Below are 18,997 nucleotides of genomic sequence, written 5' to 3'. Positions count from 1 at the left end.
GATCAAAAATCGCCGACGGCGACGCGGATGGCGTCGAGCTCGCTATCGGTCAGCTTGTTCTTGTGATGCCAATCGGCGTTGGATTCCGCAGCCGGCAGACCCTTGCCCTTGACGGTATGGCAGATGATCGCGGTAGGTTTGCCCGGAACGGCCGGGACCTGCTTCAGGACGGTGCGCAGGGCACCGACGTCGTGGCCGTTGAGCTCCTGCACGGCAAAGCCGAAGCTGCGCCATTTGTCCGCAAGCGGCTCCAGCGGCAGGACGTAGTCGGTCGGCCCGTAGCTCTGGAGCTTGTTGTAGTCGATCATCGCGATCAGGTTGTCGAGCCCGTGCTTGGCCGCGCCCAGGGCGGCTTCCCACACCGATCCTTCGTTGATCTCGCCGTCGCCGAGCAGCACGAAGGTCCGGTAGCTGCGCTCGCGCATGCGCGCGGCAAGCGCGAGGCCGACACCGATCGACAGGCCATGGCCGAGCGCGCCGGTCGAGGCCTCGACCCCCGGCACCATGCCGTATTCGGGATGTCCGCCCAGGATGCTGTCGGTGCCGCAGAAGCCGTCCAGCTCCGACAGAGGGAAGAAGCCGCGATCGGCCAAGAGCGCATAGAGCGCCAGACAACCATGTCCCTTGCTGAGGATCGCGCGGTCGCGATTGGGATCGCGCGGATTCTTCGGATCGATCCGCAACACATCGTCATAGAGCACGCGAACCATCTCGATCAGCGACAGGGCCGGACCGACATGTCCGCGTCCGGCCGAGCGGACAGAACCGAGGACCAGGCGGCGCAAATAAAGGCTGCGCTCGTCCAGCGGGCAGGTGAGAGCGGCTTCAGCGTGGGGTGAGATCTGGATCACGTTGGCAAATCGTTTGATGGAGCCGGCGGGCTTTGTCGAGCTGGCCGGCAAGGCGGACCGTCAGATCGCCACCTTGCGCAGCCAGAGCGCGCCGGGAGCGGCTTTCCGGCAAATAGGCATTCAGGACAATCAGGCACCAAATCGCCCCGAACACAGGATACAGTACGTCACGGCGGATCGCAAACGCGTCATCCCCAGCTTCGAAGGCGTGCGAAAGCCGTCCGATCAATCGGTTCGCGCCGGCCTCGGGCAGATCGCTGCCGGGATGGATCGCGGTGTCGGACACGAGCTTGACCGGATCGTCCCAGCCGAAATATTCGAAGTCGATAAATCGCAGTCTGCCGTCGTCGGCGCGCAGCGCGTTGTGCAGCCCGAAATCCGACGGGCTCAATGCGCGATGGGTTGGTGCGAGATCCGCCGCGGGATCCAGGCCCAGTTCCGCATAGCGCCGACGGAGCTGCCGGATCGCGATGGCGGTGCTGGGAACCAGGCTGCCGTCCATGAACGCGCGCAGGTCCGGATGGTCCTGCGATGCGCGACGTAGTCCGTCAAGGCGCTGCTCGTACTGCGCGATGGCTTCCTCGGGCGAAAAGATGCTGGCTGATGCGTTCCGCAAATTCCGCGCGCCGTCCGCGTTGCGCAGCTTTTGCAACTCGATCAGGAAATCGGCCAGCTGGTCGGCATCATCGTCCCGGGGATGCAGGACCGCCGCATCACCGTCGAACCATTGATACAACGCGCAGAACGCAGCCGGATCTTTCGCGATCGGCCGCGGCGTCGAGATGATGCCGTGGTGCGACAGAAACGAGAGCGCGTCGTATTCCTGTCCCAGGCGATCACGTCCATCGGACGGATAGTGCTTGAGAGCGAGGGGCGGTCCGTCCACCATCTCCAGCCGAAACACCCGGTTGTTGCCGCCGGACCGCGCCGGCTGGGCGGACGCGACCCGCGCGCCAGAAAGGCGGCTGCCGATCGAGACCGCGTCCTGGACGCTGATGTCCGGCTCGCTCATTGCGCGAACACTCCGCGGTGGATATCGGCCCAGGTCGCAATCGGCTCGCAATGATCAGGATGGGGAGGCCGCGACTGCGTGAACAGGATCGATCGCGTCGTCTTCGGAAAATGCGGCTGCTCGAAGACATCGACGAGATCGTCAATGAAGATGTCCAGTTGCAGGCTCGCAAGCCGCTCGACCTTGGCCGCCAGCGTGTCCTCGAAGTAGATATTGCCTATGGCCAGCGCCGCACCGGCGGCGTCGATGAGACCCGCATCCCTCAACCAGCCGCGCGCGGCTTCGCGCAAGTCGACACGGTCGGAATCCTGATGGCCGAACTGCGTCTTGTGGCTGACGATATAGACGCTCGCGCCGGCCTTGCGACACGTTGCGAGAAACTGGCGGACTCCAGGATAGATCTCGGCGCCGCCAATTCCCTTGCCATAGACGAAGCCTTGCAATCCTTGCCAGGCAAGCTCGCCGCCGGCGCGGGACCGCAGATAATCCCGCACCTCGGTCTTCAGCCCGTCCCAGCCCTCCGGCACCAGCCCACGCTGCCGCGCGACGGCGGCAAAGACCTTGTCGTAGCAGATGATCGTGTTGTCGAAGTCGATGCCGATCCGCACGCCGCTCACTTCAGGCTGATGTTCTGCATCATCTTGATGTTGAAATACCTGGGGTCGTTGAGCGAGTTCGGCAGGCGGCCGGCCTTGAAGGCGTCGACGAGACCGGACACGGCCTGTTCGATCGTGTGCGTCGGCGCAAATCCGAGCTCGCGGCGGATCTTCTCCGAGGAGACGTGATAGGAACGGAGATCGTCGGTCGGCTCGACGGCCACGTCGACATTGCTTCCGACCACCGATTTGACGATGTCGGCGATCTTCATCAGCGAGTGGTTCTCGTAGCCGATGTTATAGGTCTTGCCGTCGATCTTCGCGTCTTCCTGCTGGAGCAGGAACAGATAGGCCGCGGACATGTCCTCGATGTGCAGGTTGGGCCGCTTCTGCGTTCCGCCGAATACGCGGATGCGGCCGGTGTTGACCGCGAGATTGGTCAGGATGTTGACGACGACGTCGAGCCGCTGCCGCGGTGCGTAGCCGCAGACGGTGGCCGGGCGAACCGTGCAGGTGACGAAGCCGGATGCGGCTTCCTCGGCAAGGTCGGTCTCGCACATCGCCTTGAACTTCGAGTAGTCCGTGAGCGGCTCGCAGGACAGCTCCTCGGTCACCTCGGCCTCGTCCTTGATGCCATAGACGCTCGAGGAGGAGGCATAGATGAAGCGCTTGATGCCGGCCTTCTTCGCAGCCCGCACCATCGGACGGAAGCAGTCGTAATTGATGGACTTGCCGAGCGCCGGATCCAGCTCGAACGAGGGGTCGTTGGAGATGCATGCGAGGTGGATCACAGCATCGTTGCCGCGTAGGGCCTCGTTGATCGCGGCCTCGTCGCGGATGTCGCCCTTGATCAGGCGCAGATTGGGATTGTCGCGGACCCCGTTGAACACGTCCTCGCCATACATGAACAGGTCGAGCACGGTGACCTTGTGGCCCGCCGCCAGCAATCGGGGAACCAGCACGCTGCCGACATAGCCGGCGCCGCCGGTAACCATCACATTCCATTTCTGACCAATCACTGTCGTTCTCCAGATTTCCCCGTTCGCGTCACTTCAACAACGCGGTGACAAATTTGACCAGCGGCGCCTTTTCGACCGAGCTGCGGTGGCCGACGATGCCCACCTTGATCGCACCCGCCGCGTTGCCGATGAAGGCGACGTCCTCGATGTTGCCGCCGGCTGCCACCAGCGGCGCCGTGATCGTCAGGAAGGCATCGCCGGCACCGACGGTATCCACGACGGTCTTGGTGAAGGCGGGCACGCGCGCGACGCCGGTCTTCGACGAGAAGGGGTAGCAGCCGAAGGAGCCGTGCGTGATGATCATGTTGTCGCAATCGATCTTACGGTGCAGGCGGTCCTGAATCACCGACGCGATGTCGTTGAACTTGTCGGTGGCCGCCAGGCGCGCTTCCGGCGCGTCGATGCAGACGTAGTCGGCGCGCGGATACTTCGTGATCAGATTGTAGCCGTGGTTTCCGCTGTTGCTCTGGGCGTTGACCGCCAGGAATTTGGAGTTCGCGATCAGCGTGTCGATCGTGCTGGGTGCGATCATGCCGTGACCGAAATCGGTGACGATGACCACGTCACCGCCGCGCACGCGCTCGGCGGTGACACGGTCGATCTCCTTGCGCTCGGCTTCGTCGAGCGGCGTGTCGTCCATGGTGTAGACTTCGAACAGCTTGTGCAGATAGCCCATCTCGACGTACCGCAATTTGCGGGTGGTCGGGCGACCCTGAATGCGGATCGGGGTGAGCGTGACATTCGGGCGGACATGCGCGCGGATGAACTCTTCAGGGTAGTCGTTGCCACCCAGTGTCGTGACGATCTCCACCGACTTGCAGAAGCTCGCCACGTGATTGGCTGCGGCAATGACGCCGCCGGCAAATTGCTCGCCGTTCTTGAACAGAGTGGCGACAATGTTCTCCTTCGAGGCCTTTCCGAGCGCCGTGACGTACTGGTATTCGTCGATGATGGTATCGCCGACCAGCACGACATGCATGTCCTGAATCTTGTCGATCAGCTTCAGCAGGCGCTCGGCGCCACCGCCTTCGCGTACCTTCTGGAGGTAATCGCGCAGAGGAGGATCGTAGATGTCGAAATAGCGGTTCATCAGCGACGACGAGCTGAAGGTCACGTCGCGCGTGAAGACGATGCGGCCGCCATGGCGTTCGACGACCTCCCGCTCGACAGCGATCTTGCCGGTGACGTCATCTTCGGGATTCTCGTAGTCGGAGCCCTTCACGTAGATGTCGGGGCGCACGGTATCGAGGATCGGCTCGGCGCTCGATGTCCGGTTGATGCCGACCCAATCGACGGTGCCGAGCGCGGCGAGCATCTCGGCACGCATGTTCTCCGGAAAGATCGGCCGTCCCGGGCCCTTATTGACGAAGCGGTCCGCCGTGACGGTCACGATGACCACATCGGCCTCGTTGCGTGCCGCCAGGATGTGTCGGACGTGGCCGAGATGCACGAGATCGAACACGCCGTGGCAGAGCGCAACGCTCCGGCCCTCGGCCTGAGCGGCCCGCGCGATCTCGCCCAGTTCCTCGATCGTCTTGATCTTCTGGTGCGGTGCCGGATGGACTGTCGGCTTTTCAGTCGGAGCATTATCCATGTGAATTATCCAAAGCGCAGGTCGGTCTAGCCGGCCCGGAAATGATTGGTCGGCGGCGCGGACGTCGAGGTCGAACGAATCTGCTCAACGGCCCGCCTTCTGCGGAGTGCCGGACGCCGCATCGCCGCCGTCACCGAGATATTTGAACCAGTCCTTGGTGGCGTCGGCGATCTTGTCCACAGTCCACAGGGGCGCGTCCCTGTATTGGTCCATAGACGTCAGCATCGTCGCGACGCCGTCCTCGAACTTCACCTTCGGCGTCCATTTCAGGACCCGCTTGATCTTGGTGATGTCGGCGTAGGTGCAGTCGGGCTCGCCGGGACGCTTGGGAATGTGGACCTTGGCGCCGCCGAGAAGCTCGACCAGCCGGTTGACGCTGTAGGTGTTGTCCGAACCGACGTTGAATATTTCGTGCGAGACATCGGAGCGCGCGGCGGTCACGAAGGCATCGGCGACATCGCTGACGAAGGTGAAGTCGCGGGTCTGCTCGCCATCGCCGACCACAGTGAAGGGCTTGCCCGCGAGCTTCTGCGCCATGAACACGCCGAACACGGCACCATAGGTGCCGGTGGTGCGATGGCGCGGTCCGAACACATTGAACAGGCGCAGCGCGACAGCGGGCAGCTTGTAAACCTGACACCAGTGCATGACGCACTGTTCGCCGAGATTCTTTGTGAGCGCGTAGGGATACATCGGCCGGATCTCGGCGCTCTCCGGCGTCGGATAGACATCGGGAATACCGTAGCAGGACGATGAGGCCGCATAGACGAAGCGGCTGACGCCCGCATGCCGCGCAGCCTCGAGAACGTTGACCGTTCCGTCGATGTTGGCCCGGTGATACGGGATCGGGGACTCGATCGAGGGAACGATGTCCGCCAGCGCCGCGAGATGGAAGACCCAGTCGACACCGTGGAAATACGGTTTGATCGAGTCGAGGTCGGTGACGTCCGCCCGCACCACCTTCAGCTGGCTTGAATTGGCGCGCCCGGCCAGATTTTCGGCGCGTCCGATCACGAAATTATCGAGCGCAATGACCTCGTTGCCGTCATCGAGCAGCCGATCGACGAGGTGACTTCCGATGAAGCCGGCGCCGCCAGTAACAATACATTTCATGGGGAACATCCGTGACGCGAATGCCCAGCGAAACAGGCTCGCCAATGTTGAGTGAAACCCGAAAGCCGACTACCAGCCGCTCGCAAACTTTGCAAGTATTATACCTTTGCAATCCTTGGTAATAGCCGGTATCACCCGATCATGTTGCAATCGAGCCGCCAGCCCATGCCCGCCGAGTCCGTCGATCCCGATCACAAGGCTTTCCTCGACGATTACGTGGGACGCCTGCATCGCGCGACGGCGATCGACGACGGTATTTTTGCCAGGATCTCCGCCACGCGCGCGTCCTGGTTGCGCACGCGAGAGCAGGGCGGTCGCGTCATTTTCATCGGTAATGGTGGCTCGGCCGGCATCGCCTCGCATCTGGCGATCGATCTGGCGAAGAATGCGTCGGTGCCTGCACTCTGCTTCAGCGATGCGAGCATGATGTCGTGCCTAGCCAACGATTACGGCTTCGAGGACTGGATCGCGCACGCAGTACGCCTGAATGCCCGCGCCGGCGATTGCCTCGTCGCGATCAGCTCGTCGGGACGTTCGAAGAACATTCTGAATGCGGTTGCGCAGGCGCGCAGGATGAAGCTCGACGTGATCACCCTGTCGGGCATGAATGGGGAGAATCCGCTGCGCAATCTCGGCGACGTTAATTTCTGGGTCGACAGCCGCAGCTACAACATTGTCGAGACCACGCACCAGTTCTGGATGATGGCCGCAATCGACCTCGTCATCGGTCGTGCGGAATATCCGGCGGCCTGAGGCGGGCATCCGATGCAGTCGCGATTCAAGCATGCGGCCCTGTTTTCGGTGAAGCTGCTGCTGTCGGTCGCGGTGCTGGTCTACATCGCGCGTGGTCTCGACCTGGGCCAATTGCGAACTCGTCTCGTCTCCGTCGATCCCGTCCTGTTCGTCGTCGCCCTGGCGCTGATCTTCTTTCAGACCTTCGTCCTCAACGGCCGGTGGGAGCTGATCATGCGCGCGCTCGGCGTGTCGCTGGACTGGTTCGCCGGCTGGCGGATCCTCATGATCAGCCTCTGGTTCAATCAGGTGTTGCCCTCGTCGGTAGGCGGGGACGCGGTGCGGATGTGGCTGCTCCGCCAACGTGGCGTGCAGTGGTCGGGGGCGGTCAAGGGCGTTGCGGCAGACCGCTTCACGGCGTTGATCGGGCTGATCGTGCTGATGGTGGCCGGATTGCCGTTTCTGCTGTCACGCGTGTCCAATCCGGCCGCGATCCTGGCCATCGGCGGACTGACGCTGGCGGGCGTCGCCGGCACCGTGGTCCTGTTGACGCTCGACCGTCTGCCGAAACGCCTCATTGCGCTTCCCGCGATCGCAAGCTTCGTCCGGTTCGGAACGCTCGTCAGGTTTCTTCTGCTGCAATCCGAGCGCCGAGGTTTGCTGTTCGGATCTGCGCTCCTCATCCATCTCGTGACGGCAGCGGCCTGCTACGCCTTGGCGCGCGGCGTCGGAGCGCAGCTTTCCGTGCTGGACGCGGGCATCTTGATCCCGCCGGTCGTGTTGTTGACGGCCGTTCCGATCTCGATCAGCGGCTGGGGTGTGCGTGAGGGGGCAATGGTCGCCTGCCTTGGTTTGGCAGGTGTGCCGTCCGAGGAGGCGCTATCGGTTTCGCTTCTGCTGGGTGCCATCAGCGTGATCATCGGGCTCCTCGGCGGCGTGATCTGGCTGGCCAGTCCGGAGCGCGGGTCGTATTCCGCGGACAGGGCCGCCAAGGCGGCGGAGGAGGGGCCAGGCTTCGCGCTGGGGCAGGGCACCGAAGTCTCGAGCCACTCATGACCTGCTTGAGCCCGTTGCCGATCTGGTCTTCACAGGGTGGGATTGTCTCACTCGCTCGCGTATCTCACATTTCGGTTCCACGATGAAAAACCTGTTCTACGTCCGCCATACTTGCCGCCTCTGCCATTCGGACAAGCAGGAGCTGGTCGTCCCGATGGCAGGCATGCCCATCGGCACGCCGAACTTCCAGGTGCCGAACGCCAGCGTCGACGATCCTGTTTTCCGGGCTGCGGTACCGATGGCGCTGCATCTGTGCAGGGACTGCGGCCACCTCCAGATTCTCCATGTCGGCAATCCGGATATCCAGTACCGCAACTACGTCTATACCACCTCGCTCTCGCTGGGCCTGCGGGAGCATTTCGCAGACTATGCCAACGACGTCGTCAGTCGCTTCGGCGTCGCGCCCGGCTCGCTGGTCGTCGAGCTCGGAAGCAACGACGGATCGCTGCTCGGCTTCTTCAAGGAGCGTGGCATGCGGGTGCTCGGCGTCGATCCCGCCGTCGACATTGCGCGGCGTGCGACGGAAGCCGGGATCGAGACCATCGGCGATTTCTTCACCGATGCCATCGGGCGCCGCATCCTGCAGAGCCATGGTGCGGCGAGCGTCGTGATCGCCAACAACATGATCGCCAATGTCGACAATCTCGATCCGCTGGTGATCGGGGTTCGCGACGTACTCGCGCCGGACGGATTGTTCGTCTTCGAGACGCAGTACGGCGTCGATGTCACCGAGAAGAACCTGCTCGACACCGTCTATCATGAGCATCTATCGTATTTTAACATCAAGCCGTTGACGCGCTTCTTTGCGCGGCTCGGCATGGAAGTGATTGACGTCCAGCACATCTGGACCAAGGGCGGCTCGATCCGCGTGACGGTCCAGCGCGCCGGCGGTGCGAAGAAGCCGTCCGCGGAGGTCGCGAAGTTCATCGCCGAGGAAGACCGGCTCGGCGTCGATCAGCCGGCCTATTACGCGCCCTATGTGAAGAGGATCGCGGCCATCCGCGACGAACTGGTCGCCATGGCCGATGCCGCCCATGCGCGGGGGCAGCTGGTCGCCGGCTACGGTGTCTCGGTCGGCACTACGACGCTGCTGCCGCAGTTCGGCCTGGAGAACAAGATCGACTTCCTGGTGGACGACGACCCCAAGAAGGGAAACGTGATGGCGGGCCCGGGCTACGATATTCCGATCCTGCCCCCGGCTGCCCTTTACGAGCGCAAGCCTGCGTTCGTCGTGGTCTTCGCCTGGCGCTATGTCGATCCGATCCGGGCCAAGCACGCCCGCTATTTCGCTGAGGGTGGAAAGTTCGTGGTGCCGCTCCCGGGTGTTTCCATGGTCGACCGGACCGACTGACCCGGGCGGCGGGCTGGCCGGGGAGGACCCGGGCGGACGCTGATCTCGCCTCCGCTGGGACGGGGAAAATAGACCCTTGATCCGCTTGGACTGGGCACGGGCGCCAAGCACGCCGGCTTGCCCGTATCAGCTCCGATACCTTGACCTTTGGCCCCATCCGCAGTATCTACCCCGCACTCGCAGCCGGCCCGTTAGACGCGGATCTCCGGCGCGGCTTTGAAATCCCCGAACAATCGAGCCCGATTTCCGGCTCATCCTTCGAGACAGAGGGCTGGGCCAACGGCGGCTGTTCGGATCCCCGAAATTCATTCGCGTCTGTCGACGGACGTTGGACATCAAACGATGGCAGTCAGCCCGTTCAAGTTCTTGCAAGAAGTGCGCTCGGAGACCGCCAAAGTCACCTGGCCGACCCGTCGTGAGACCACGATCACCACGATCATGGTCTTCGTCATGGTCGCCGTCGCCTCGATCTTCTTCTTCGCCGCCGACCAGATCATCCGTGTCCTCATCACCTTCCTCCTGGGCATTCACTGATGGCAACAGCAACCGCTCAAGTGTCCGACAAGCGCTGGTACATCGTTCACGCCTATTCGAACTTCGAGAAGAAGGTCGCCGAATCGATCCGCGAGCAGGCCAAGCAGCGCGGGCTCGAGGAACTGTTCGAGCTGGTGCTGGTTCCGACCGAGAAGGTCACGGAGGTGCGCCGCGGCCGCAAGATCGATGCCGAGCGCAAGTTCTTCCCGGGCTATGTGCTGGTGAAGATGAAGCTGACCGACGAGGCGTTCCACCTGATCAAGAACACGCCGAAGGTGACGGGCTTCCTCGGCGCGGAAAACAAGCCGATGCCGATCTCGGAGGCCGAGGCCATGCGCATCCTGCACCAGGTGCAGGAGGGCGTGGAACGCCCGAAGGCGTCGGTGTCGTTCGAGATCGGCGAGAATGTCCGCGTGGCCGATGGCCCGTTCGCCTCGTTCTCGGGTGTGGTCGAGGAAATCGACGAGGCGCGCTCGCGCGTGAAGGTCGCGGTGTCGATCTTCGGCCGCGCGACGCCTGTCGAGTTGGAATTCGGTCAGGTCGAGAAGGTCTGACTCGAGCTGTCATTGCCGGGCTTGACCCGGCAATCCATCTGCTTCGCAAGAATGCTTTTGCGAAGAGTGATGGATGGCCCGGATCAAGTCCGGGCATGACGGGAGGAGTGGAGGCGGGGACGTCTCCAGGAGAGGCCGTGGGAGGACGAGGGCGGTTGCCAGCCGCACATCGATCCCGACCACGAACCTGAACCGCCGGCGGCATGCCGGCACAACAGGAGTGATACATGGCAAAGAAAGTGACCGGATACCTGAAGCTTCAGGTCCCGGCCGGTGCGGCGAATCCTTCGCCCCCGATCGGTCCCGCGCTTGGTCAGCGCGGTCTCAACATCATGGAGTTCTGCAAGGCGTTCAACGCCCAGACCCAGAAGGAAGAGAAGAACACCCCGATCCCGGTGATCATCACCATCTATGCGGACCGTTCCTTCACCTTCGAGATGAAGACGCCGCCGATGTCCTACTTCCTCAAGCAGGCCGCCAAGATCCAGTCCGGCTCGAAGGCGCCGGGCCGTGACAAGGCCGGCAAGGTGACCAAGGCGCAGGTGCGCGAGATCGCCGAGAAGAAGATGAAGGATCTGAATTGCGACACCATCGAATCGGCCATGAAGATGGTCGAGGGCTCGGCCCGTTCGATGGGTCTGGAAGTTGCGGGGTAAGCGGTCATGGCAATCGGAAAGCGTTTGAACAAAGCCCGCGAAGGCATTGACCGCGAAAAGCTTTACCCGCTCGCGGACGCCATCAAGATGGTCAAGGAACGCGCCAAGGCGAAGTTCGACGAGACCATCGAGGTCGCGATCAATCTCGGCGTCGATCCGCGTCATGCAGACCAGATGGTCCGCGGTGTCGTGACCCTGCCGAACGGCACCGGCCGTACGCTCCGCGTCGGCGTGTTCGCCCGCGGCGCCAAGGCCGATGAGGCCAAGGCCGCGGGTGCCGACGTCGTCGGCGCCGAGGACCTGGTCGAGAAGGTGCAGAACGGCTCGATCGATTTCGACCGCTGCATCGCTACCCCCGACATGATGCCGCTGGTCGGCCGGTTGGGTAAGGTGCTCGGCCCGCGCGGCCTGATGCCGAACCCCAAGATCGGCACCGTTACCATGGACGTCACCGGTGCGGTGAAGGGTGCCAAGGGCGGCTCAGTCGAGTTCCGCGTCGAGAAGGCAGGCATCCTGCAAGCCGGCGTCGGCAAGGCCTCGTTCTCCGAGGAGAAGCTGGTCGAGAACATCAAGGCTCTCGCCGATGCTGTCTCCAAGGCGAAGCCGGCCGGTTCCAAGGGCACCTACATCCAGCGCGTTGCGGTGTCCTCGACGATGGGCCCCGGCGTGAAGGTCGAGCCGGGCACCATTCTCGGCTGAGATTTCGAAATGACATGAGGCGTGGGGCGGAATTGGGCAACCGATTCCGCCCCTCGTCGTTTGTGGCGGCGTTGACCGGAAACAAGAACAATGGCTGACAAGGTCCTGATCTACTCGCGTTTTCCGAAGACGATGATGGCGCGTTTTGCCGAGCGGTTCGAGCTGCTCGACACCGCTGGCAAGCCGGCGCGGGAGGTGTTTTCGGCGGATGAGCTCGGCGGCATCCGCGCGATGCTGACGGCGGGCGGCACCCCGCTCGGCGCGGAGGCGATGGACCTGTTTCCAAAGCTCGGCGCCATCGTCTGCTACGGCACCGGTTATGACGGCGTCGACCTGAAGGCGGCCGCCGCGCGCAATATCGCCATCGGCCACAGTCCGGGCGCCAATGCGGCCTCGGTCGCCGACATCGCGATGACTCTGATGCTCGCGGCGACGCGGCGGCTCCTGGCCGCCGACCAATATGTCCGCAGTGGCGACTGGGCGGCGTCAAAACAGTCGGCGATGATGCGGCCCCAGGCCGGCATGCCCGGCCGCCGCATCGGCGTCTACGGCATGGGCGAGATCGGCCGCAAGATAGCCGCGCGCTGCGCGGCTTTTGAGACCGAGGTCGGCTATTTCAGCCGCACCCAATACGACCTGCCCTATCGATATTTTCCGTCTCTGGAGGCGCTGGCCGACTGGTGCAGCGTGCTCATGATCGCGGTCCGGGCAGGGGCCGAGACCCAGCATGTCGTCAATGCTGATATTCTTCGGCGCCTCGGCGCGGACGGCTATGTCGTCAACGTCTCCCGCGGCTCAGTCGTAGACGAGAAAGCCCTGGTCGCGGCGCTCGCTGACAACGCCATAGCCGGCGCCGGCCTCGACGTCTTTGCGACGGAGCCGCACACCCCTGATGCGCTGACGGCGCTGCCGAACGTGGTATTCGCTCCGCATATCGGCGGCCACACCCTGGATTCGCACGTTGCCATGCAGAACTGCGTGCTGGCGAACTTGACCGCGTTCTTCGAGGGCAAGCCGCTTCCTTACGCAGTCAAATCGGCCTGAATCGGGCCTTGTTGGCCGAGACCAAGCCTGACCGGCAATCGACTGGAACTGGTGTGAATTTTGCTCTTGGCAAGCAGGCCCAGAGCGGTTAAAGAACCGCCTCCGAACGTACCGGCCTCGGCTGGCGCGTTCGTGCACGCATTCCGAAAACCGGCATGACAGGAGATCATTCCTTTTCAGGACGTCCGCAAGGATTTGCCCGGAAAGGAAGGAAAACCCGTCGGTTGGTCGGGGTGCGGGCAGAGGTCGGACGGTTCGCCGGCTGGCCTCGTCCTGTCCAAGACTGCAGGCGCCTGCGGGAAATTTCGATTTCTCAACGGCTTAATCGCATGGCCTGCATAGACGGGTGAAGACCGGATTTCACGTCGCGCCCAGCTTAACGGTTGGGTTCGCGAAACGGGTCTGGTTCGGACCTCGACACGCCGTGGGTCTCCAAGGGGACTCCCGGAGGGCAGGCTTTGAATTGTCGTCTTGCCCGGCGTGTCCGATGGGTTTTTGGCCCGGAGGTTCAGGTTCGGGCGGGACGATGGGTGCAACCCGGCGGTCCCGCTTCTCGCGATGACCGCCAACCGGAGAGAGCTTGCTGTGGAACGAGCGGCAAAAAAAGAAGCGGTCGAACAGCTCAACGAGGTCTTCAAGACCACGAGCGTCGCGATCGTTGCTCAATATTCCGGCCTCACCGTCGCCCAAATGCAGAAGCTGCGCACGCAGATGAAGCAGGCTGGCGCCTCGGTGAAGGTCTCGAAGAACCGTCTCGCCAAAATTGCTCTTGAAGGCACCGACGTCGTTGCCATCGGCCCCATGTTGAAGGGGCCGACCGTGATCGCGACTTCCAACGATCCGGTAGCGGCGCCGAAGGTCGCCATCGAATTCGCCAAGGCGAACGAAAAGTTCGTCATCATCGGCGGCTCGATGGGGAAGACCGTCCTGAATGTCGACGGCGTGAAGGCGCTTGCCTCGCTGCCGTCGCTTGACGAACTGCGCGGCAAGATCGTCGGCCTCATCGTGGCCCCGGCGACCAAGCTGGCCCAGCTCGCCAACGCGCCCGCGGGCAAGCTCGCACGCGTCATCCAGGCTCATGCCTCAAAGGGCGAAGCGGCCTGACGCCCTTCGCAAAACTCAAACCCGAACCAGACTTACACTCAAGGAAACTGAACAATGGCTGACTTGCAGAAGATCGTTGACGACCTCTCGAGCCTCACCGTGCTCGAAGCTGCCGAACTCGCGAAGCTCCTCGAAGAGAAGTGGGGCGTTTCGGCTGCCGCGGCTGTCGCCGTGGCCGGCCCGGCTGCTGGTGGCGCTGCCGCCGCTCCGGCGGAAGAGAAGACCGAGTTCACGGTCGTTCTCGCCAGCGCCGGCGACAAGAAGATCGAGGTCATCAAGGAAGTCCGCGCCATCACCGGTCTTGGCCTGAAGGAAGCAAAGGACCTCGTCGAGGGTGCTCCGAAGCCGCTGAAGGAAGGCGTGAACAAGGAAGAAGCCGAGAAGATCAAGGCGCAGATCGAGAAGGCCGGCGCCAAGGTCGAGCTCAAGTAAGCAACGCTTGCTGGCGGGATCCCGGCCGCGCATCGGCGAGGACCGGGATCCCGGTCCGCTCCTCAAGAGGGTGGGCCAGATGCAAAAGGCGTGCGACGGAACCTCCCGACGCAGGCCGAACACGAAAAAGTGTGGGGATTTGAGGGCCTAACCCTCGAATCTACACTATTGTCGCCCCATATCGGGTCGGCAGCACGAAAGCGCGGTGGGCAGGGATGTCGGATTTCCCTGTAAGCCGTTGGGAGAGCAGGCTATTTCGGGCTTTTTCAGTCCGTGAAGACGATCGTTGTGACGGGCGGGCGCGCTCTTGCGCCCCGCGCGTCGTTTTGCGTTTTGAAGGTCTGAAGAGCGGATTCAGGACATTCGTGCCTGAAGCTGCGTCTCCGGCCCCAAGACGGGTTCGAAAATTCAACCCGGAGAGCGGTGGCAGCCGCGTTCCGGACGGCGCGCCCAGAGCGGGCGACGAAAATGAGAGGCCACGATGGCGCAGCAGACATTCACCGGTCGCAAACGCGTTCGCAAGTTCTTCGGACACATCAAGGAAGTTGCCGAGATGCCGAACCTCATCGAGGTTCAGAAGGCGTCCTATGACCAGTTCCTGATGGTCGACGAACCCCAGGGTGGCCGTCTCGACGAAGGTCTACAGGCAGTGTTCCGCTCGGTGTTTCCAATCTCCGATTTTTCGGGCACCTCGATGCTGGAATTCGTCCGCTACGAGTTCGAGCAGCCCAAATACGACGTCGACGAGTGCCGCCAGCGCGGCATGACCTTTGCTGCGCCCCTCAAGGTGACGCTGCGCCTCATCGTGTTCGATATCGACGAGGAAACCGGCGCCAAGTCGGTGAAGGACATCAAGGAGCAGGACGTCTACATGGGCGACATCCCGCTCATGACGATGAACGGCACCTTTATCGTCAACGGCACCGAGCGCGTCATCGTCTCGCAGATGCACCGGTCGCCCGGCGTGTTCTTCGACCACGACAAGGGCAAGACCCATTCCTCGGGCAAGCTGCTGTTCGCCGCCCGCGTCATTCCGTATCGCGGCTCCTGGCTCGATATCGAGTTTGACGCCAAGGACATCGTCTATGCGCGTATCGATCGTCGCCGCAAGATTCCGGTGACGTCGCTGATGTTCGCCCTCGGCCTCGACGGCGAGGCAATCCTGTCCACATTCTACAAGAAGATTCTCTACAAGCGGACCAAGGAAGGCTGGCGCGTTCCGTTCGACGCCAACCGTTTCCGCGGCTACTCGACGGTCAACGATTTGATCGACGCCGACACCGGCAAGGTCGTGCTCGAGCCCGGCAAGAAGCTCACCGTCCGCGCCGCCCGCCAGCTCCAGGAGAAGGGGCTGAAGGCGCTGCGCATGGCTGACGAGGAACTGGTCGGCAACTACGTCGCCGAGGATCTCGTCAACCCGAAGACCGGTGAGATCCACGCCGAGGCCGGTGAGGAAATCACCGACAAGCTGATGAAGGCGCTCAACGAGCAGGGTTACAAGGAGCTGCCGCTGCTCGACATCGACCACGTCAATGTCGGCCCTTACATCCGCAACACGCTGTCGGCCGACAAGAACATGACGCGTGAGGATGCGCTGTTCGACATTTACCGCGTGATGCGTCCAGGCGAGCCGCCGACGCTGGAATCGGCGCAGGCCATGTTCCAGTCGCTGTTCTTCGACGCCGAACGCTACGATCTCTCCGCGGTCGGTCGCGTCAAGATGAACATGCGCCTCGACCTCGATGCGCCCGACACCCAGCGCACGCTGCGCAAGGAAGACATCCTCTCCGTCATCAAGACGCTGGTGGATCTGCGCGACGGCAAGGGCGAGATCGACGACATCGACCATCTCGGCAACCGCCGTGTGCGTTCGGTCGGCGAGCTCATGGAGAACCAGTACCGCATCGGCCTGCTGCGCATGGAGCGCGCGATCAAGGAGCGGATGTCCTCGGTCGATATCGACACGGTGATGCCGCAGGATCTGATCAACGCCAAGCCGGCGGCCGCCGCCGTGCGCGAGTTCTTCGGCTCCTCGCAGCTGTCGCAGTTCATGGACCAGACCAACCCGCTGTCGGAGATCACCCACAAGCGGCGCCTGTCGGCGCTCGGACCGGGCGGCCTGACCCGCGAGCGCGCCGGCTTCGAGGTGCGCGACGTGCATCCGACGCATTACGGCCGCATCTGCCCGATCGAGACGCCGGAAGGTCCGAACATCGGCCTGATCAACTCGCTTGCGACCTTCGCACGCGTGAACAAGTACGGCTTCGTCGAAACGCCGTATCGCAAGGTCAAGGATGGCCGCGTCACCGACGAGGTCGTGTACCTGTCGGCGATGGAAGAGGGGCGCTACTCGGTGGCCCAGGCCAACGTGCCGGTCGACGCCAAGGGTCGCTTCACCGAAGACCTCGTGGTCTGCCGCTCGAGCGGGACCCGCGACGTCGTGCCGATGACGCCCGACAAGGTCGACTACATGGACGTGTCGCCGAAGCAGCTCGTTTCGGTCGCCGCGGCGCTGATTCCGTTCCTCGAGAACGACGACGCCAACCGCGCGCTGATGGGCTCGAACATGCAGCGTCAGGCGGTGCCGCTGGTTCGCGCCGAGGCGCCGTTCGTCGGTACCGGCATGGAGGGCGTCGTTGCCCGTGACTCGGGTGCCGCGATCGCGGCACGCCGCTCGGGCGTGATCGACCAGATCGACGCCACCCGCGTCGTCATCCGTGCGACGGAAGATCTCGATCCGACCAAGTCGGGCGTCGATATCTATCGTCTGATGAAGTACCAGCGCTCCAACCAGTCGACCTGCATCAACCAGCGTCCGCTGGTGAAGGTCGGCGACATCGTCAAGAAGGGCGACATCATCGCTGACGGTCCGTCGACCGATCTCGGCGAGCTCGCGCTCGGCCGCAACGTGCTGGTCGCGTTCATGCCGTGGAACGGCTACAACTTCGAAGACTCGATCCTGCTCTCCGAGCGGATCGTGAAGGAAGACGTCTTCACCTCGATCCACATCGAGGAGTTCGAGGTGATGGCCCGCGACACCAAGCTCGGACCTGAGGAAATCACCCGCGACATTCCGAACGTTTCGGAAGAAGCGCTGAAGAACCTCGACGAAGCCGGTATCGTCTATATCGGCGCGGAAGTGCGCGCCGGCGACATCCTGGTCGGCAAGATCACGCCGAAGGGCGAAAGTCCGATGACGCCGGAAGAGAAGCTCCTGCGCGCCATCTTCGGCGAGAAGGCCTCCGACGTCCGCGACACCTCGCTGCGCGTTCCTCCCGGCGTGCAGGGTACGATCGTGGAAGTGCGCGTGTTCAACCGTCACGGCGTCGACAAGGACGAGCGTGCGCTGGCGATCGAGCGGGAAGAGATCGAGCGCCTTGCCAAGGACCGCGACGACGAGCAGGCGATCCTGGACCGCAACGTCTACAACCGTCTCGCCGAGCTCCTCGAGGGTCGGCAGGGCATTGCGGGTCCGAAAGGCTTCAAGAAGGACACTAAGATCACCCGTGCGGTGCTCGAGGAGTACCCGAAGTCGCAGTGGTGGCTGTTCGCTTCGCCGAACGACAAGCTGATGGCCGAGATCGAGGCCATGCGGAAGCAGTACGACGAGTCGAAGAAGGGGCTGGAACAGCGCTTCCTCGACAAGGTCGAGAAGCTTCAGCGCGGCGACGAATTGCCGCCCGGCGTGATGAAGATGGTCAAGGTCTTCGTCGCGGTGAAGCGCAAGATCCAGCCCGGCGACAAGATGGCCGGCCGCCACGGCAACAAGGGCGTGGTGTCGAAGATCGTGCCGATCGAGGACATGCCATTCCTCGAAGACGGCACGCATGCCGACATCGTGCTCAATCCGCTCGGCGTGCCCTCGCGCATGAACGTCGGACAGATCCTCGAGACCCATCTCGGCTGGGCCTGCGCCGGTCTCGGCAAGCGTATCGGCCAGACGGTCGATGCGTACCTGTCGAAGCAGGACATCAAGCCGCTGAAGGAAACCTTGAAGAAGGTCTACGGCGAGGACGAGACGATCAAGTCGCTCAACGACAGCGAGCTGCTTGAACTCGGCCATAACCTCAGCCGCGGCGTGCCGATCGCGACGCCGGTGTTCGACGGTGCCAAGGAAGCCGACATCGAGGAGATGCTGAAGCTTGCCGGTCTCGACGCTTCGGGGCAGTCGACCGTCTATGACGGCCGCACCGGCGATCCGTTCGATCGCAAGGTGACGGTGGGCTACATCTACATGCTCAAGCTGCACCATCTGGTCGACGACAAGATCCATGCGCGTTCGATCGGTCCGTACTCGCTCGTCACCCAGCAGCCGCTGGGCGGCAAGGCGCAGTTCGGCGGCCAGCGCTTCGGCGAAATGGAGGTGTGGGCGCTCGAGGCTTACGGCGCGGCGTACACGCTCCAGGAGATGCTGACTGTGAAGTCGGACGACGTCGCCGGCCGTACCAAGGTGTACGAGGCGATCGTGCGCGGCGACGACACGTTCGAGGCCGGTATTCCGGAATCATTCAACGTGCTGGTCAAGGAAATGCGCTCGCTCGGCCTCAACGTCGATCTGCACAACTCCAAGATGGGACCGGCGCCGACGTCGGAAGCGGCCGAGTAATTCGACCTTTCATGCCCGGCCGTCGCGGCCGGGCATCGGCGCCC

At 63.1% G+C, this 18,997-nt stretch carries 17 protein-coding genes; 11 read left to right on the top strand and 6 right to left on the bottom strand.

What is annotated here, in order from left to right; all coding sequences use genetic code 11:
* Positions 1-2: 2 nt before the first annotated feature.
* From ABIG06_RS35445 to ABIG06_RS35420, 6 genes are all read right to left on the bottom strand, one after another.
* On the bottom strand, positions 3-851 hold the full coding sequence (locus ABIG06_RS35445; protein WP_424578549.1) for a transketolase: 849 nt from the start codon (positions 849-851) through the stop codon (positions 3-5).
* Positions 826-1,863, bottom strand: coding sequence for an aminoglycoside phosphotransferase family protein (locus tag ABIG06_RS35440; RefSeq protein ID WP_370140319.1), 1,038 nt, complete (start codon positions 1,861-1,863; stop codon positions 826-828). The genes ABIG06_RS35445 and ABIG06_RS35440 overlap by 26 nt, the downstream gene beginning before the upstream one ends.
* Positions 1,860-2,471, bottom strand: coding sequence for a hypothetical protein (locus ABIG06_RS35435; RefSeq protein ID WP_424578548.1), 612 nt, complete (start codon positions 2,469-2,471; stop codon positions 1,860-1,862). Before ABIG06_RS35435 ends, ABIG06_RS35440 begins: the two co-directional genes overlap by 4 nt.
* A gap of 5 nt (positions 2,472-2,476) precedes the next feature.
* Positions 2,477-3,478 carry an NAD-dependent epimerase/dehydratase family protein gene (locus ABIG06_RS35430; RefSeq protein ID WP_370140317.1) on the bottom strand — a complete coding sequence of 334 codons (1,002 nt, stop codon included), beginning with the start codon at positions 3,476-3,478 and terminating at the stop codon, positions 2,477-2,479.
* 28 nt (positions 3,479-3,506) lie between these two features.
* Positions 3,507-5,072, bottom strand: a complete 1,566-nt coding sequence (locus tag ABIG06_RS35425; RefSeq protein ID WP_370140316.1) for a PfkB family carbohydrate kinase — start codon at positions 5,070-5,072, stop codon at positions 3,507-3,509.
* Positions 5,073-5,156: 84 nt separating this feature from the next.
* On the bottom strand, positions 5,157-6,185 hold the full coding sequence (locus ABIG06_RS35420) for an SDR family oxidoreductase (protein WP_370140315.1): 1,029 nt from the start codon (positions 6,183-6,185) through the stop codon (positions 5,157-5,159).
* A 165-nt stretch (positions 6,186-6,350) separates the two neighbouring features.
* On the opposite strand from ABIG06_RS35420, the gene ABIG06_RS35415 reads away from it, so the two are divergent.
* From ABIG06_RS35415 to rpoB, 11 genes are all read left to right on the top strand, one after another.
* Complete coding sequence (locus ABIG06_RS35415) at positions 6,351-6,938, top strand: SIS domain-containing protein (RefSeq protein ID WP_370140314.1); 588 nt, start codon at positions 6,351-6,353, stop codon at positions 6,936-6,938.
* A gap of 48 nt (positions 6,939-6,986) precedes the next feature.
* Positions 6,987-7,973 (top strand): lysylphosphatidylglycerol synthase transmembrane domain-containing protein, encoded by a 987-nt coding sequence (locus tag ABIG06_RS35410; protein ID WP_370140313.1) that lies wholly within the window; start codon positions 6,987-6,989, stop codon positions 7,971-7,973.
* An 82-nt stretch (positions 7,974-8,055) separates the two neighbouring features.
* Positions 8,056-9,324, top strand: a complete 1,269-nt coding sequence (locus ABIG06_RS35405; protein WP_370140312.1) for a methyltransferase domain-containing protein — start codon at positions 8,056-8,058, stop codon at positions 9,322-9,324.
* 342 nt (positions 9,325-9,666) lie between these two features.
* Complete coding sequence (gene secE / locus ABIG06_RS35400; RefSeq protein ID WP_007602984.1) at positions 9,667-9,858, top strand: preprotein translocase subunit SecE; 192 nt, start codon at positions 9,667-9,669, stop codon at positions 9,856-9,858.
* Positions 9,858-10,412 carry a transcription termination/antitermination protein NusG gene (gene nusG / locus ABIG06_RS35395; protein WP_018647229.1) on the top strand — a complete coding sequence of 185 codons (555 nt, stop codon included), beginning with the start codon at positions 9,858-9,860 and terminating at the stop codon, positions 10,410-10,412. The genes secE and nusG overlap by 1 nt, the downstream gene beginning before the upstream one ends.
* A 227-nt stretch (positions 10,413-10,639) precedes the next feature.
* The gene (rplK, locus tag ABIG06_RS35390; protein WP_011088164.1) at positions 10,640-11,068 is read left to right on the top strand and encodes a 50S ribosomal protein L11; all 429 of its coding nucleotides are present in this window, start codon (positions 10,640-10,642) and stop codon (positions 11,066-11,068) included.
* A gap of 6 nt (positions 11,069-11,074) precedes the next feature.
* Positions 11,075-11,767, top strand: a complete 693-nt coding sequence (gene rplA, locus ABIG06_RS35385) for a 50S ribosomal protein L1 (RefSeq protein WP_018647230.1) — start codon at positions 11,075-11,077, stop codon at positions 11,765-11,767.
* Between the two features lie 90 nt (positions 11,768-11,857).
* Positions 11,858-12,811, top strand: a complete 954-nt coding sequence (locus ABIG06_RS35380) for a 2-hydroxyacid dehydrogenase (protein WP_124157672.1) — start codon at positions 11,858-11,860, stop codon at positions 12,809-12,811.
* A 585-nt stretch (positions 12,812-13,396) separates the two neighbouring features.
* Entirely contained in the window at positions 13,397-13,915 is a 519-nt protein-coding gene (rplJ, locus tag ABIG06_RS35375) for a 50S ribosomal protein L10 (RefSeq protein ID WP_370140311.1), read from the top strand.
* A 54-nt stretch (positions 13,916-13,969) separates the two neighbouring features.
* Positions 13,970-14,347 (top strand): 50S ribosomal protein L7/L12, encoded by a 378-nt coding sequence (rplL, locus tag ABIG06_RS35370; protein WP_124157674.1) that lies wholly within the window; start codon positions 13,970-13,972, stop codon positions 14,345-14,347.
* A gap of 481 nt (positions 14,348-14,828) precedes the next feature.
* Complete coding sequence (gene rpoB, locus ABIG06_RS35365; protein WP_370140310.1) at positions 14,829-18,953, top strand: DNA-directed RNA polymerase subunit beta; 4,125 nt, start codon at positions 14,829-14,831, stop codon at positions 18,951-18,953.
* Positions 18,954-18,997 lie beyond the last annotated feature (44 nt).

The sequence above is a fragment of the Bradyrhizobium sp. USDA 326 genome, from assembly GCF_049739485.1.
In the GTDB taxonomy this organism is placed as follows: Bacteria; Pseudomonadota; Alphaproteobacteria; order Rhizobiales; family Xanthobacteraceae; genus Bradyrhizobium.
The sequence above is the reverse complement of the archived record's forward strand: the minus strand, read 5'-3'. Positions and strand labels throughout refer to the sequence as shown.

Coding starts and splice junctions, on each gene's coding strand:
- ABIG06_RS35440 (WP_370140319.1), bottom strand. CDS start 1,863: ATGAGCGAGCCGGACATCAGCGTCCAGGACGCGGTCTCGATCGGCAGC.
- ABIG06_RS35425 (WP_370140316.1), bottom strand. CDS start 5,072: ATGGATAATGCTCCGACTGAAAAGCCGACAGTCCATCCGGCACCGCAC.
- ABIG06_RS35420 (WP_370140315.1), bottom strand. CDS start 6,185: ATGAAATGTATTGTTACTGGCGGCGCCGGCTTCATCGGAAGTCACCTC.
- ABIG06_RS35415 (WP_370140314.1), top strand. CDS start 6,351: ATGCCCGCCGAGTCCGTCGATCCCGATCACAAGGCTTTCCTCGACGAT.
- ABIG06_RS35405 (WP_370140312.1), top strand. CDS start 8,056: ATGAAAAACCTGTTCTACGTCCGCCATACTTGCCGCCTCTGCCATTCG.
- secE (WP_007602984.1), top strand. CDS start 9,667: ATGGCAGTCAGCCCGTTCAAGTTCTTGCAAGAAGTGCGCTCGGAGACC.
- nusG (WP_018647229.1), top strand. CDS start 9,858: ATGGCAACAGCAACCGCTCAAGTGTCCGACAAGCGCTGGTACATCGTT.
- rplK (WP_011088164.1), top strand. CDS start 10,640: ATGGCAAAGAAAGTGACCGGATACCTGAAGCTTCAGGTCCCGGCCGGT.
- rplA (WP_018647230.1), top strand. CDS start 11,075: ATGGCAATCGGAAAGCGTTTGAACAAAGCCCGCGAAGGCATTGACCGC.
- ABIG06_RS35380 (WP_124157672.1), top strand. CDS start 11,858: ATGGCTGACAAGGTCCTGATCTACTCGCGTTTTCCGAAGACGATGATG.
- rplL (WP_124157674.1), top strand. CDS start 13,970: ATGGCTGACTTGCAGAAGATCGTTGACGACCTCTCGAGCCTCACCGTG.
- rpoB (WP_370140310.1), top strand. CDS start 14,829: ATGGCGCAGCAGACATTCACCGGTCGCAAACGCGTTCGCAAGTTCTTC.